General features: G+C 71.6%; 13 protein-coding genes. 12 read left to right on the plus strand and 1 reads right to left on the minus strand.

The window, feature by feature from the left end:
• Positions 1-227: 227 nt before the first annotated feature.
• Both ACH4E8_RS33355 and ACH4E8_RS33360 read left to right on the plus strand, forming a co-directional pair.
• Positions 228-947, plus strand: coding sequence for an enoyl-CoA hydratase/isomerase family protein (locus ACH4E8_RS33355; protein ID WP_398455367.1), 720 nt, complete (start codon positions 228-230; stop codon positions 945-947).
• Positions 948-1,173: 226 nt separating this feature from the next.
• Entirely contained in the window at positions 1,174-1,644 is a 471-nt protein-coding gene (locus tag ACH4E8_RS33360) for an Lrp/AsnC family transcriptional regulator (RefSeq protein WP_398455311.1), read from the plus strand.
• A 28-nt stretch (positions 1,645-1,672) separates the two neighbouring features.
• On the opposite strand, the gene ACH4E8_RS33365 is transcribed toward ACH4E8_RS33360, so the two are convergent.
• Positions 1,673-2,161, minus strand: a complete 489-nt coding sequence (locus ACH4E8_RS33365) for an Lrp/AsnC family transcriptional regulator (protein WP_398455312.1) — start codon at positions 2,159-2,161, stop codon at positions 1,673-1,675.
• Positions 2,162-2,446: 285 nt separating this feature from the next.
• Here ACH4E8_RS33365 and ACH4E8_RS33370 point away from each other — a divergent pair, with 285 nt between their 5' ends.
• The 10 genes from ACH4E8_RS33370 to ACH4E8_RS33415 all read left to right on the plus strand — a co-directional run bounded on the left by ACH4E8_RS33370 (position 2,447) and on the right by ACH4E8_RS33415 (position 13,749).
• On the plus strand, positions 2,447-3,352 hold the full coding sequence (locus ACH4E8_RS33370; protein ID WP_398455313.1) for an ABC transporter permease: 906 nt from the start codon (positions 2,447-2,449) through the stop codon (positions 3,350-3,352).
• Complete coding sequence (locus ACH4E8_RS33375; RefSeq protein WP_398455315.1) at positions 3,349-4,146, plus strand: ABC transporter permease; 798 nt, start codon at positions 3,349-3,351, stop codon at positions 4,144-4,146. Before ACH4E8_RS33370 ends, ACH4E8_RS33375 begins: the two co-directional genes overlap by 4 nt.
• Positions 4,147-4,210: 64 nt before the next feature.
• Positions 4,211-5,287, plus strand: coding sequence for a PotD/PotF family extracellular solute-binding protein (locus ACH4E8_RS33380; protein ID WP_398455317.1), 1,077 nt, complete (start codon positions 4,211-4,213; stop codon positions 5,285-5,287).
• 2 nt (positions 5,288-5,289) lie between these two features.
• Positions 5,290-6,405, plus strand: a complete 1,116-nt coding sequence (locus ACH4E8_RS33385) for an ABC transporter ATP-binding protein (protein ID WP_398455318.1) — start codon at positions 5,290-5,292, stop codon at positions 6,403-6,405.
• 88 nt (positions 6,406-6,493) lie between these two features.
• The gene (locus ACH4E8_RS33390) at positions 6,494-7,294 is read left to right on the plus strand and encodes a carbon-nitrogen hydrolase family protein (protein ID WP_398455319.1); all 801 of its coding nucleotides are present in this window, start codon (positions 6,494-6,496) and stop codon (positions 7,292-7,294) included.
• Between the two features lie 7 nt (positions 7,295-7,301).
• Positions 7,302-7,976: an RraA family protein gene (locus ACH4E8_RS33395; protein ID WP_398455320.1), complete on the plus strand. Its 675-nt coding sequence runs from the start codon at positions 7,302-7,304 to the stop codon at positions 7,974-7,976.
• 44 nt (positions 7,977-8,020) lie between these two features.
• Entirely contained in the window at positions 8,021-8,740 is a 720-nt protein-coding gene (locus tag ACH4E8_RS33400; RefSeq protein WP_398455321.1) for a 3-keto-5-aminohexanoate cleavage protein, read from the plus strand.
• 386 nt (positions 8,741-9,126) lie between these two features.
• A complete protein-coding gene (locus ACH4E8_RS33405) occupies positions 9,127-9,825 on the plus strand; it encodes an HAD family hydrolase (protein ID WP_398455323.1) in 699 nt (232 codons plus the stop codon).
• A 447-nt stretch (positions 9,826-10,272) separates the two neighbouring features.
• Positions 10,273-11,988, plus strand: coding sequence for a dihydroxyacetone kinase subunit DhaK (locus ACH4E8_RS33410; protein WP_398455324.1), 1,716 nt, complete (start codon positions 10,273-10,275; stop codon positions 11,986-11,988).
• A 129-nt stretch (positions 11,989-12,117) separates the two neighbouring features.
• Complete coding sequence (locus ACH4E8_RS33415) at positions 12,118-13,749, plus strand: cytochrome bc complex cytochrome b subunit (protein WP_398455326.1); 1,632 nt, start codon at positions 12,118-12,120, stop codon at positions 13,747-13,749.
• Positions 13,750-13,764: the final 15 nt, after the last annotated feature.

The following is a 13,764-nucleotide window of genomic DNA, read 5'->3' on the forward strand; positions in this document are numbered from 1 at the left end:
CTGTCTCTGCGGCGAAGTCGGCTGTGGCGACGAAGCGTGCGGCCACGACGAAGTCCGCTGCGGCGAAGTCAGCCGCGCCGACGAAGCGCGCCACCACCGCCAAGTCCGCCACGACGAAGACTGCCACCACCACGAAGCGCGCCGTGCCCGCGACCCGGGCGCGCCGTACGAAGGGTGCGTCCGACGCGCCGTCCGGCACGCCGGCCACGCCGTCGACGCCCCTCGACATCCGGGAGGACGGCCCGGTCCTCCACGTCGGCCTCAACCCCGGCGGTGACGCCAGCACGCTGGACGTCGCCGTCATCGACGCACTCATCGCGCTGTTCGACGGCCTCCACGACCGGCCCGGGATCCGGGTCGTGGTGCTGTCGTCGCTGGGGGAGGACTTCTGCCTGGGAGGCAACCGCAGCGAGTACCGGGACGCGCTCGCCGCGGACCCCTCCGGGCTGTCCCTGCGTCGCATCCTGGACAAGGGGCACCGGCTGTTCCAGGCGCTGGAGGGTTCCCACGTCGTCACCGTCGCCCGGCTGCACGGCAAGGTGGTCGGGCAGGGGCTGGCGCTGGCCGCGTTCTGCGATCTGCGGGCCGCGGCGGACACCTGCACCCTGCGGCTGCCCGAGGTCGGCCTGGGGATGCCGCCCGCCTGGGGCGGCGTCCTCGGGCGGCTGATCTCGGAGGCCGGTGCCGCGAGGATCCGCGAGCTGATGCTCACCTGCGACGTCCTGGACGCCGCCGGCGCCCAACGGCTCGGCCTCGTGCACAAGGTGGCGCCGCTGGACGAACTGGACGGCGTCGTCGAGGGCTGGACCAGGCCGATGGCCCGGCGGTCGGCCGAAGCCCTCACGCTCACCAAGCGGATGTTCGCCGGTTACGCACGTGCCGACCGCACCGCCGACGTCGCCCTGCTCGACGCCCATCTGATGGCCGCACGGCTCAGCCATCCCTGACCCCGGCGCGGCCGCCGCCCGCTCAGACCAGCAGGTCCTCGTCCTCCAGCGCATCGAGGTCAGGCCCTGGCCGGAGCGGCGGCGGCCCGCGTCCGTTGATGCGTACGTCCGCACCGTCCGCGCCGTCGGCACCGTCCGCACCAGATAGGAGAGTGCACTACACCCTGGTTTGTGACGGGCGCCACATTGGGGCGTCATGCGGCGTTTCGGGTGACATGGTGGGGGCGTGCTCGACGACACCGACCGCAGGATCATGCGCGCGCTCACCCGCGACGGACGGACGCCCTACACCGCGCTCGCCCGTGACCTGGGAGTCTCCGAGGGGACCGTGCGCCAGCGGGTGGCGAGGCTCCAGGAGAGCGGGGTGCTGCGGATCGTGGCGCTCTGCGACCCGTTGCAGTTGGGGCACCAGTCCGTGCGGCTGATGATCCGGGTACGGGACCTGACCCCGCGGGCGGTGGCGAAGACGCTCTCCGGCATGCCGATGATCAACCACGTCGCGCTGTGCGCCGGCAGCCAGGACATCTTCCTGGAGGGCACCTGCCGCGACCAGGCCCAACTCGTCCAACTCCTGGACGACATCCGGATGCTGCCGGGGGTCTCGCGGGTCCAGGTCCTGCTGTTGCTGGAGCTGTTCAAGGACTACTCGTGGAGCGGGCTGGCGAGCGCGGTCGGCCAGGGCGTCGCCGAGGAGTAGCCCGTGACGAACCAGCCCGGGCCGGCCGTCACCCCGGGATGATCCGCTTCTCCGGTCGCACCGGGACCTCCCGGAACCCCGCCCACAGGTACGAGTCCTTGATGACCTCCAGCACGGTCAGCGCCTCCGCGTGCGCCACGCCGTTGACCCGGCGCACGCGCTCGGTGAGCAACTCCGCCAGGTGCTCCAGATCGCGGCAGCGGACGTCCACGATCAGGTCGTAGGGCCCCACGCAGGAGGCCACGTAGCGCACCTCCGGCATCCGGGACAGCTCCCGCGCCACCAGCGACACCGGGATGTGGTGGACCCGGACCGCGAGGTGCACCTCCATCTCGCCCATGCGCACCGCGTCGGTCATGCCGACGACCTGGAGCACGCCCTTGCGCTGGAGGCGCTGGTAGCGGGCGCGCACCGAAGCCTCGGAGAGGCCGACCGTACGCCCGATCTCGGCGAAGGAGCGACGGCCGTCCACCCTGAGCTGGTCGATGATCTGCCGGTCCAGGTCGTCGATCACCATGTCCTCCGGGGCGTGTGCGGGTGCCTGCGGGCACTGTCAGCACCCTCGTTCCCCACCCCGCCGACTGTCAAGGTCGTCCGTCACACCACCACGGCGCTGCGAGACACGTGGAAATCGGGGCCGCATTCCACGGGATTCGTTGTGGATCCATCTTCTCGGGTCACCACCCGTTCCCCCACGCTTTCCCCATCCGACAACCAGCCCCGAACGGCCCGCCCCCGGACAAGGAGTTCAGCGCATGCACACCACCCCTCCGCCCGACCGAGCGCCCCGGCGGACGTCCCGGTGACGGTCACCCAGCCCACCGCCGTCGCGCCGCCCCGCCCCGCGCCCCCGCCGCGCACCCGGCGGGCCGCGGTGACGACGTTGTTGCTGGCGCCCGCCGGGATCACCGTCCTCGGCCTCGTACTGGTGCCGCTGGTGCTGGTGGTGCGCAACAGCTTCGCCTCGGCCGATGCGTACGGCGGCATCCAGGGCGGCTGGACGCTGTCGAACTACCAGGACCTGATGGACCCGGTCTACCTCAAGGTCTTCGGCTACAGCCTGGGCATGGCGGCCCTGAACACCGCGGTCTGCCTGGTCCTCGGCTACGTCGTCTCGTACTACCTGGCCGGCCGCTCCCCGCAGCGGCAGATGCTGCTGCTCCTGCTGATCATCGTGCCGTTCTGGACCGACTTCCTGGTCCGCACCTTCGCCTGGATCAACCTGCTGAGTCCCGGCGGACCGGTGAACGCCCTGACCGACGGGATCGGGCTCACCGACGGCCCCACCCAGTGGATCCCCAGCCAGGGCGCGTCCTTCGTCGGCCTGGTGTACGCCTTCCTGCCCACCGCGATCTTCCCGATCTACGCGGCCCTGCGCGGCGTCGACGGCTCGCTCGGCGAAGCCGCCCGCGACTTGGGCTGCGGCTGGTGGCGGGTGCACACCAGGGTGCTGCTGCCGATCGCCCGGCCCGGCATGCTCGCAGCGGCGCTGCTCACCTTCATCCCGACCCTCGGCGTGTTCGTCATCCCCGTCCTGCTCGGCGGCGGACGCGACCAACTGGTCGGCAACCTGATCGTCACCCTCTACACCGAGTTCCGGAACCAGCCGATGGGCGCTGCCGCCTCCGTGGTGCTGCTGCTCCTGATGGTGGCCTCCATGGCGGCGTTCGGACTGGCCGCCCGACGGCTGAGGAGGAAGTCGGCATGAAGCACGCACTCGACACCGTGACCGCCTGGCTCGCCCGGGGCGTCATCGCCTTCCTCTACGTCCCCATCGTCGTGGTCGTGGTGCTCTCCTTCAACGACTCCGAGGTCACCTACAAGTGGGCCGGCTTCAGCACCCGCTGGTACGGGCGGCTGGCGGAGAACACCGAACTGCTCGCCGCCCTGCGCGTCAGCGCCGAGACCGCCTTGGTCTCGGCGACCCTCGCCACCCTGTGCGGACTGCTCGCAGCCATGGGCACGGCCCGGCTGCGGGCCCGCGGCAAGGCGCTCTTCTCCGGCGGCCTGTTCCTGCCGCTGATCATCCCGGAGATCGTGCTGGGCGTGGCCCTGCTGTCCGTCTTCGGCGCGATGCACGCGGAGCTCGGCATGACCACCCTGGTCCTCAGCCACCTGGTGGTGACCCTGCCGTACGCGGCGCTGATCGTGCTCGGCGCCCACCGGGCCCTGGACCCCTCGCTGACGGAGGCCGCCACCGATCTCGGCTGCAACGCCTGGCAGGCGTTCCGCCGGGTGACGCTGCCGCTGCTGCGCCAACCGCTGCTGGCCGCCTGGCTGCTCAGCTTCACCATCTCCTTCGGGAACATCGTGATGTCGACCTTCACCGGCGGCATCGGCAGCACCACCCTCCCGCTGCGCGTCTACTCGATGCTCAAGGGCGGCCTCACGCCCGAGATCAACGCACTGGGCACGCTGCTCGTCCTCTTCACCCTGCTGATCATCCTCGGCGTCGGGTTGCGGCAGATGCGCCGCGTCCTGCTCGGCGCCGACCGCCCCTGACCCGGCGAGTCGGCCCCCACTCGTCGGATCCCGCTCTTCAGCCCCGTACGAAAGGCACCACCCCATGCGCGCAAGAAGCCTCTCCAGAAGAGTCATCGCCGTCTCCGTCGTCACCGTCACCGGGCTCGTCGCCACCGGCTGCGGCGGCTCCGACGCCGACTCGGCGTCCGGTGGCGGCAAGAAGCTGAACGTCTACGCCTGGGCCGGCGAGATCCCCGACTCGGTGGTGAAGAAGTTCGAGCAGGACACCGGCATCGACGTCACCCTCGACACCTTCGACAGCAACGAGACCATGACGGCCAAGCTCAGCTCGGGCTCCGCCGGCTACGACCTCGTCGAGCCCAGCCAGTACAGCGTGCAGCAACTCATCGGACAGAAGCTGATCGAACCGCTGGACCACTCCCGCATCAAGGGCCTGGACAACCTCGCGGACAAGTTCCGCAACCCGTCGTACGACCCCGGCAACAAGTACTCCGTGCCGTGGATCTGGGGCACCACCGGCTTCGCCTACAACGACAAGTGCATCCCGTCGGCGACCAGTTGGGCGACGCTCTTCGACGACGAGTACAAGGGCAAGGTCTACATGCTCGACAACATGCTGGCCGCCTACATCGCCGGACTCCAGGTCACCGGCGCCCGCGCCACCAGCACCGACGAGGACGAGATCAAGGCCGCCACCGACGCCCTGACGAAGCAGAAGAAGATGCTCGCGGGCTACAACTCCACCAACTATCCGCAGCTGCTGTCCACCGGTCAGGCGTGCGCGGCCCAGGCGTGGAGCGGCACGGCGATGGCCAAGGCAGTCGCCGCCAACCCGAACGTGCACTACGTCCTGCCCGAGGAGGGCGGCTCCATCTGGACCGACGGCCTCGCCATCCCCAAGGGCGCCAAGAACACGGACGCCGCGTACCAGTTCATCAACTTCCTGCTGCGACCCGAGATCGCCGCCATGGCGACCGACGACGGCGGCAGCGCCAGCACCAACGCCAAGGCCCGGGACTTCGTCAAGGACAAGAAGGCGCTGGAGAACCCCGCGGTGTACGCCTCCGACGCGGCCATCGAGAAGGCGGACTTCCTGCTCGACCCGGGCACCGCGATGAAGCACTTCCAGCAGGGCTGGACCAAGGTGAAGGCGTCCTGACGATGACCTCCGGCACCAAGACCGCCGCCGCGGCGGCGACCCCCGACACCGACGCCCCGGCCGTCCGCCTCACCGGCGTGGGCAAGGCGTTCGGCGCCACCCGAGCCGTCGCGGACGTCACCCTGGACATCCGGCGCAACGAGTTCTTCTCCATCCTCGGGCCGTCCGGCTGCGGCAAGACGACCCTCATGCGGATGATCACCGGCTTCGAGACGCCCAGCGAAGGCACGGTGGAACTCGGCGGCGTCCCCGCCAACACCATCCCGCCCCACAAGCGGGACCTGAACATGCTGTTCCAGAGCTACGCCCTCTTCCCGCACCTGTCGGTGGCCGACAACGTCGCCTTCGAACTGAAGGTGCGCAGGTCCCGGCCCAAGGCCGAGATGGGCGACGCGGTGCGCGAGGCCCTCGCCCTCGTACGGCTCACCGGGTACGGAGACCGCTCCATCGCCCAGCTCTCCGGCGGCCAGCGACAGCGCGTCGCCATCGCCCGGGCCCTGATCGGACGCCCCTCCCTGCTGCTCCTGGACGAACCCCTCGGCGCCCTCGACCAGAAGCTGCGGGCCGAGATGCAGTTGGAGCTGAAGAAGATCCAGCGGGAGGTCGGGGTGACGTTCGTGACCGTCACCCACGACCAGGAGGAAGCGCTCACCATGTCCGACCGCATCGCGGTCATGGACGGGGGCCGGGTGCTCCAGGTCGACACCCCCGAAGCGATCTACGAACGACCCGCGACTCGCTTCGTCGCCGACTTCATCGGCACCTCCAACTTCCTCACCGGCACCCTGGACGCCACCGGCCTCGCCGTCCCCGGCCTCGGCCACCTCCCCGTCCCCGACGGCCACGGCCTCGCCCCCGGCACCGAGGCGCACCTCGCGGTGCGACCGGAGAACGTCCACCTCACCGGCGCCGACGAACCGTCGTCGCGGGCGGACCTCATCGACGGCACGCTCCAGCAGATCGTGTACCTCGGCAGCGCCACCCGCTACCACCTCGCCCTCGCCGACGGCACGGACCTGATCGCCGAGTCGCGCGGCCGGGGCCGCAGCGGACTCTGCGTCGGCGCCGCCGTCCGCGCCGGCTGGGACCCCGCCCGGTCCCGGCTGCTCGCCGAATGACCGCCACCGCCCCGGACCCGCTCCGGATCGCCGACGGCGGTGCACCCCGCCCCCGCCGCACCCCGCCCCTGCACAAGGAGACACGGCCGTGAAGGTCGCCGCAGCACAGTTCGCCCCGACCGCAGACGCGGCGGCCAACCTCGCCGTCATCGAGGAGATGACCGCCGAGGCCGCCGCCGCGGGCGCCGAACTCGTCGTCTTCCCCGAGGAGTCGATGATCCCCTCCGACGTCCTCGACGAGAACGACGTCCCGCTCGGGGAGTTCGCCGTCACCCACTGGGAGCCCTTCCTGGAAGGGATCTCCCGCACCGCCCGCACGCACGGCGTCGCACTCGTCGCCGCCGGGTACGAGGACAGCGGTACGGCGCTGCCGTACAACACCATGGCCGCCGTGGACGCCGGCGGAGAAGTCCTCGGCCTCTACCGCAAGATGCACCTGTACGACGCCTTCGACTACCGCGAGTCGCGGCACATCCAACGCGGGGACACCGGCCCCGTCGTCGTCCGCATCGGGGACTTCAACGTCGGCCTGGTGAACTGCTACGACGTCCGCTTCCCCGAGTTCACCCGCTCCCTGGTCGAGATGGGCGCCGACCTGCTGGCCGTGTCGGCGGCCTGGGTGAAGGGTCCGCTGAAGGAGGACCACTGGCGCACCCTGCTGCGTACCCGGGCCATCGAGAACACCTGCTGGGTCGTGGCGTCCTCGCTCACCACCCCCGACTGCATCGGCACGTCCATGGCCGTGGACCCCCTCGGCGTGGTGCGCGCATCCCTCGGCGAGGAGGAGCGCTCGCTGCTCGTCGTCGACGCCGACAAGGACCGGATCGACCGGGCCCGCACGGTCCTGCCCGTGCTCCGCAACCGCCGCATCATCATCGGACCGAGGTGACCCGACCGTGCCCCTGGACATCCGCGAACTGCCCGCCCCGCTCGACGCCGAGCTCGTCGAACGGCTGCGGACGGTCGACTTCCCCACCCTCGGCCACTACCTGGAGGAGGGCTTCTGCCACCCGGGACTGCAACGCGTCGCCGGTCGCGGCAAGTTGGTCGGTCGGGCCGTGACCGTACGGACCACCGCCACCGACTCCACGATGCTCCACCACGCCGCCGGCCTCGTCGGCCCCGGTGACGTGGTCGTCGTCGACACCGGCGGCGACCGCCGCCACGCCCCCCTCGGCGAGGTGCTCGCCAACGCGCTCGCCGCGCGCGGTGCGGCCGGCGTCGTGGTCGACGGCCTCGCCACCGACGTCGACGCCCTGCGGGAGGTCGGGCTGCCGGTGTACGCCTTCGGCCGCAGCGCACTCACGACCAAGCTGCACGGGCTGGCCGACGGCTCGCTGTGCGCCCCCGTCACCTGCGGCGGAGTCCCGGTCCACCCGGGCGACCTGGTGCTCGGCGACGCGAACGGCGTCATCATCGCCCCGGCCGGCCGGCTCGCCGCCGTGCTGGCGGACGCGATCGACGACGACGCACAGGAACCGGCGCTCGTGGCCGAAGTGCGGCGCGGTGCGCCGCTGGGGTCGCTCACCGGCGCCACCGACATGCTCCGCGGGCTGGGCGCGTTCGACTGAGCCGGCGCACCCGCCCCCGTCCGTACACCCCCGAAAGGACCACCGTGTTTCTGAAAGCCGCCGTCAACGGCGGGCGCTCCCAGGCCGAGCACCCCACCGTCCCGGTCACCGCAGCGGAGATCGCCGCCGACACCCTGGCGGTGCTCGCCGCCGGAGCGGACGTCGTCCACTTCCACGTCCGCACCTCCGACGGCGGGCAGACCATCCGCCCCGACGCGCTCGCCGAGGTGTTGACCGCCGTCCGGGCCGTCGCCCCCGAAGCCGTCGTCGGCACCACCACCGGCCTGTGGACCTGCTCGGGCCCCGAAGAGCGGTACGCCCTGGTCGAGGCGTGGGACGTGCTGCCCGACTTCGCCTCGGTCGCCTTCAGTGAACAGGGCGCGGCCGAGACCGCTCAACTCGTGCGGGAGCGGGGGATGGTGCTGGAGAGCGCGGTGTGGACCATGGACGACGTCCCCGCCCTGCTCGCCTCGCCGACCCTGCACGACAACGTGCGCATCCTGATCGAACCCGTCGAGGAGGACCCCGCGGAGGCGGTGGCAGCCGCCCGCGCCATGGCGGCGCGCATCCGAGCGGCCGGCGTCCAGTGCCCGATCCTCTACCACGGCGAGGGCCCGACGGTGTGGCCGCTGGTCAGGGCCGCGGCCGAAGACGGCCACCAGGCCCGGATCGGCTTCGAGGACGGCACCGACCTGCCCGACGGCAGCGCCGCCCCCGACAACGCGGCGCTGGTACGGGCGGTGCGCGAGCTGACGGCCGGCTGATCCCGCCCGGCGCCCCCGTCCCCCGGGAAGCAGCAGGAGCACACCCCTCCGCCATGGAACATATTCCGCAGGGAACGGGGATGCGTCGATCACATGGCTGCTTTTCCGGGGCCGGGTATCGGGATGATCCGGTATGCGATGGCCCTTTTCGATCCCGGGCGATGATAGGACTTGAGCGGCATGGGTTCCGGGCCGCTCAATTTTCCGTTTGTGTCACTTTCGGAATCCTCGTTGACTTGTAGCTGTAGCGGGAAATAGCTTGCCAATAGTCACGTTCGACTCTGGTACGGCTCGACCAATCGTGTGCGAGCGAGCCATGTGCTTTCCGGTGAGCCGACGGAATCCGGAGTTCGATCTCACTCCAGAAGGATTGAAGGGGTGTTGGCATGCTGAAAAACAGAAGTCCGCGCTGGTCCCCACGGGCCGTCGTCTTCGACTGCGACGGAACGCTACTGGACAGCGAGAAACACTGGATGGACGCCCGGCGGCACGTGCTGGCGGGCCATGGAGTCGCCCTGGACGAGAAGTTCGCCGAACTGGCGCAGGGCGTCCACTACACGGAGTGCGGCCGACTGATGGCCACCTTGGCGGGCCGGCCCCGGCTCGCCGCCACGATGACCGACGAACTGCTGCGGGCCTTCCGCGACTTCGCCTCGGCCGCTCCCGTCACCTGCCCCGGGGCGCCCGACCTCGTCGCGTCCGCGGCCAGCCGGGTGCCGCTCGCGGTGGCCAGCAACTGCCCCCAGGACGTGGTCGAGACCTGCCTGGAGTCCGCGGGGCTGCTGGGGCACTTCCGCCACGTGGTCGTGCCCGGGGGCGACGTCCGGCCGAAGCCCGACCCCGACGTCTACGCGGAGGCGGCGTCCCGGTGCGCCGTCGCCCCCGCCTCCTGCCTCGCCCTTGAGGACTCGCTCTGCGGAATCCAATCGGCGGTCAGCGCCGGCATTCCAGTGATCGGAGTCGGCGAGAACCCATCGCCGGAACACCTTCGACTCGCGGACGGGTGGGTGACGTCCCTGACTGATTCGAAACTCAACGCCTGGGTCAGCGGCTGGGAACAGTACGGCCCGTCCGGCGTGAACTGAACGCCACGGAGAAGGAAGAAACGGGGGCTCGGCCAGAAATTCTCCGCCCCTTCTCGGTGATTATCGCTGAGTGGCGTAATCATCGCCCGCGGATCTCGCCGAATAGTCCGAGCCTTTTCCCTCCACTCATGCGGGATCGGCGACGACGTCGATTTCCTGCCGCAACCAACTCACCTGCCTCCGCCGCATCGGAACGCTCCCGGGGGGCGTCCGTTCCCTGCGCGACGACGTCGATCCCGGCCCTCGGGCCCGCCCTCGGACGCGACCCATCACCGGTCGAGTCGGCTTACCATCGCCTCGTGGAGCAGGAGCGCGGGTCCGGCACCTGTCCGTCCGCCCGCGGGCGGACGTTTCGCCGGCAGCCCGCGCGGGCGTCCCCGCGCGCCGGTGGTCGCGCGGGCGGCAGTGGCGCGTTGGCGCCGGTGCCGTCACCCGTTTGGAGGCACGATGAGTCACTTCCTGCCCGAAGACGAGGTCGTCCTGACGGCGTGCCAAGGGCTCGCCCTCACGTACCCGGGCATCGGCCTGTGCGTCGAGCCGCTGTACTTGCTGGCCACTCGGCCCGCACCGCAGCGCCGGGTCGCCCTCGTGGCCGGCGGGGGCGCCGGCCACGAACCCCTGCACACCGGTCTGCTGGGCCGGGGCGGATTGGACGCCGTCGTCCCCGGCGCCGTCTTCACCTCGCCCGGCAGCGCCCAGATAGCCGCCGCCACCCTGGCCGCCGCCCTGCTCGGCGAACGCGACGGCGTCCTGCACATAGTGAAGAACTACACCGGCGACCGGATCAACTTCGCCCTCGCCGCCGACCAGACACGGGCCGCCGGCATCCCCGTCGCCGAGGTCGTCGTCGACGACGACCTGGCCACCGACCGGGCCGCGGCAGGGCGACGCGGCACCGGAGCCACCGTCGTGGTGGAAAAGCTCCTCGGCGCCCTCGCGGACCAGGGCGCCGACCTGGACGGACTCGCCGAACTCGGCGGCCAGGTGGCCGCGGCCTCCCGCAGCATCGCCGTCTGCGCCCGTGCCCACACCTCACCCGCCGACCGGGCGCCCGCCTTCCACCTCGATCCCCGAACGCTCGACTACGGGATAGGCATCCACGGCGAACGGGCCGCGCACACCCTCGCCGACCACCCCTCCGTCGACCTCGTCGTCACCCGAATGCTCGATGAACTCCTCGGCCACGTCCCCACCGGCCCCTACGGCGTGATCGCCGTCGTCTCCAGCCTCGGCGGCACCAGCGACCTGGAACTGCGCATCATCAGCGCCCTGGTCCACCAGGACCTCACCTCCCGCGGCGTCCACGTCCACGCGCTGGCCGCCGGCGCCTACGTCACGGCCCTCGACATGGCCGGCTTCAGCATCACCCTGACCGGGCTCGCCCCCGGCTGGGCCGGCCTGTGGGACCTGCCCACGGACACCCCGCTGCGGCTGCCGGGCTCCGCCGCGTCCACCACCACGACCCTCGCGCCCCCCACCCACGCCCCGTCCGCCGCCCGCGCGACCGCCCCAACGGCGCAGGGCGGCGGCCGTGCCTTCCTCGACGAACTCCACCAGGTCGCCGCCCTCGCCCACACCGACCTCACCGCACTCGACCAGGCCACCGGCGACGGCGACTTCGGCGACAACTTCTGCGGCGGCGTCACGGCGGCCGTGCACCTGGCCGACCGCGCCGGCATCGCCGGGACCGCCGCACTGGCCGACACCTTCCGCGACCACGTCGGCGGCTCCAGCGGCCCCCTCTTCGGCATGCTCTTCACCGCCCTGGCCCCCAGCGCCGACCGCTTCCCCGCCGACGTCCCCGCCCTCGCCGCGGCCCTGCGCCGCGCCCTGAGCCGCATCACCGCCATCGGCGGCGCCCGCCCCGGCGACTGCACCCTCGTCGACGCCCTCGCCCCCGCGGCCGACGCCCTCGCCGTCACCCCACCGGCCGAACCGGGCCGCGCCCTGACCGCAGCCGCACACGCCGCGATCGACGGCGCCCGCCGCACCGCCGCCCTGACCGCCCGCCGCGGCAGGGCCAGCTACACCGGCTACCACTCCGAAGGACTGCCCGACCCCGGCGCCGTAGCGATCGCCCTCGTCCTCACCGCCCTGGCCCACGTGCACGAACCCCAACTCGCCGGGGAACTCCCCGCGCTCCCCGACATGATCCGGAGCTGACGGACCGCCAAACGGACCCGCTGCCCCTGTGTCACGGGCCGCACCCCGAGCGATCCGTGATCCCATGGACACCTGATGTGACAAACAGTCAGGTGCGTCGGTCCGGGGGTCGTCAGGAAGGTCTCGGGGATGGAACAGCCGGCACCCCCCATGCGCCCCCGCCCGCCGGGCGAGCGACTGGCCGACTGGGCGGACGGACGGCTGCCGCTGTACGAAGCGGCCCGCAGCGCCCTGCGCAAGGCGTTCCCCAACCACTGGTCCTTCCTGCTGGGCGAGCTCGCCCTGTACAGCTTCGCCGTGCTGGTGCTGACCGGGGTCTTCCTCACGTTCTTCTTCGACCCTTCCATGGAGCAGTCGGTGTACGAGGGCTCCTACCGGCCACTGCAAGGCGTGCCGGTGTCGCAGGCGTACGCCACCACGTTGGAGTTGAGCTTCGACGTCCGCGGCGGGCTGCTGGCCCGGCAGATCCACCACTGGGCCGCGCTGCTTTTCGTGGCGTCCATCGCGGCCCATCTGCTCCGGGTGTTCGTCACCGGCGCCTTCCGCCGTCCCCGCGAACTGAACTGGGCCGTCGGGGTCACGATGCTCCTGCTCGCCATGGTCGAGGGGTTCGCCGGCTACTCCCTCCCCGACGACCTGCTGTCCGGCACGGGGCTGCGCACCGCCCAGGGCATCACGCTCTCCGTGCCGATCGTCGGGACGTACGCCTCCTTCCTCGTCTTCGGCGGACAGTTCCCCGGCGAGGACATCGTGCCGCGGCTGTACGCCGCCCACATCCTGCTGGTCCCGGCGCTGCTGGTGGCGCTGGTCACCGTGCACGTGGCGCTGATCGTGTACCTCAAGCACACCCAGTGGGCGGGGCGGGGAAGGACCGCGCGCAACGTCGTCGGCGAGCCCGTCCTGCCGCGCTACCTGGCGAAGTCGGGCGGGTTGTTCTTCCTGGTCTTCGCCGTCCTCGCGGTGCTCGGGGCGATCGCCCAGATCAACCCCGTCTGGGTGTACGGCCCCTACCGCGCCGACCAGGTGTCCACGGGCTCCCAACCGGACTGGTACGTCGGCTTCCTCGAAGGCGCGCTGCGGCTGATGCCCGGGGTGGAGACCCGGCTGTGGGGCCACACCGTGGCCTGGAACCCGCTGTTGCCCGGAGTGGTGCTGCCGGGGCTGCTGTTCCTGATGCTGTACGCGTACCCCTTCTTCGAACGGTGGATCACCGTCGGCGCCGGGGAGCGGCACCTGTGCGACCGTCCGCGGGACCGGCCCGTGCGGACCGGGCTGTGCGCCGGGGCCGTCACCGCGTACGGGGTGCTGCTGCTCGCCGGGGCGCAGGACGTGCTCGCCTTCGTCTTCGACGTCCCGGTCCACGCACTGACGTGGGGCCTCCGGGCGGGCCTGGTGGCCCTGCCGCTGCTGGCGTTCTGGGTGACCAGACGGGTGTGCCTGGGACTCCAGGAGCGGGAGGGGCGACGGTTGGTGCAGGGCGAGGGGACCGGCGGCGTACGGCAGTCCGCCGACGGCGGATACCACCCGGAACACCGTTCGGTGCCGCCCGAGCGCCGGTACGCGGCCCTGGTCAGGGAACTCCCCGCGCCGCTCGCGGCGCCCGACCCGCTACCGGACGAGCGCGCCCGCCAGCGCTGGACGCGCAGGCTGCGGACGGGGCTCAGCACCTGGTACTACGGAGACCGGGCCGGCCGGATCGCCCCGCAGGAGGAACGCGAACGGGTACTCGCCGGACCGACCCGCCACGACGGGCACGAATGACCCGTCGGCGGCGCC

The organism is Streptomyces sp. NPDC017979, from assembly GCF_044328175.1.
Taxonomy (GTDB): Bacteria; Actinomycetota; Actinomycetes; order Streptomycetales; family Streptomycetaceae; genus Streptomyces.

What these genes read in the sequence shown, in the direction of transcription:
- ACH4E8_RS33365 (WP_398455312.1), bottom strand. Translation starts at nt 2,161, where the DNA reads ATGGTGATCGACGACCTGGACCGGCAGATCATCGACCAGCTCAGGGTG.
- ACH4E8_RS33375 (WP_398455315.1), top strand. Translation starts at nt 3,349, where the DNA reads ATGAAGCACGCACTCGACACCGTGACCGCCTGGCTCGCCCGGGGCGTC.
- ACH4E8_RS33380 (WP_398455317.1), top strand. Translation starts at nt 4,211, where the DNA reads ATGCGCGCAAGAAGCCTCTCCAGAAGAGTCATCGCCGTCTCCGTCGTC.
- ACH4E8_RS33385 (WP_398455318.1), top strand. Translation starts at nt 5,290, where the DNA reads ATGACCTCCGGCACCAAGACCGCCGCCGCGGCGGCGACCCCCGACACC.
- ACH4E8_RS33405 (WP_398455323.1), top strand. Translation starts at nt 9,127, where the DNA reads ATGCTGAAAAACAGAAGTCCGCGCTGGTCCCCACGGGCCGTCGTCTTC.
- ACH4E8_RS33410 (WP_398455324.1), top strand. Translation starts at nt 10,273, where the DNA reads ATGAGTCACTTCCTGCCCGAAGACGAGGTCGTCCTGACGGCGTGCCAA.
- ACH4E8_RS33415 (WP_398455326.1), top strand. Translation starts at nt 12,118, where the DNA reads ATGGAACAGCCGGCACCCCCCATGCGCCCCCGCCCGCCGGGCGAGCGA.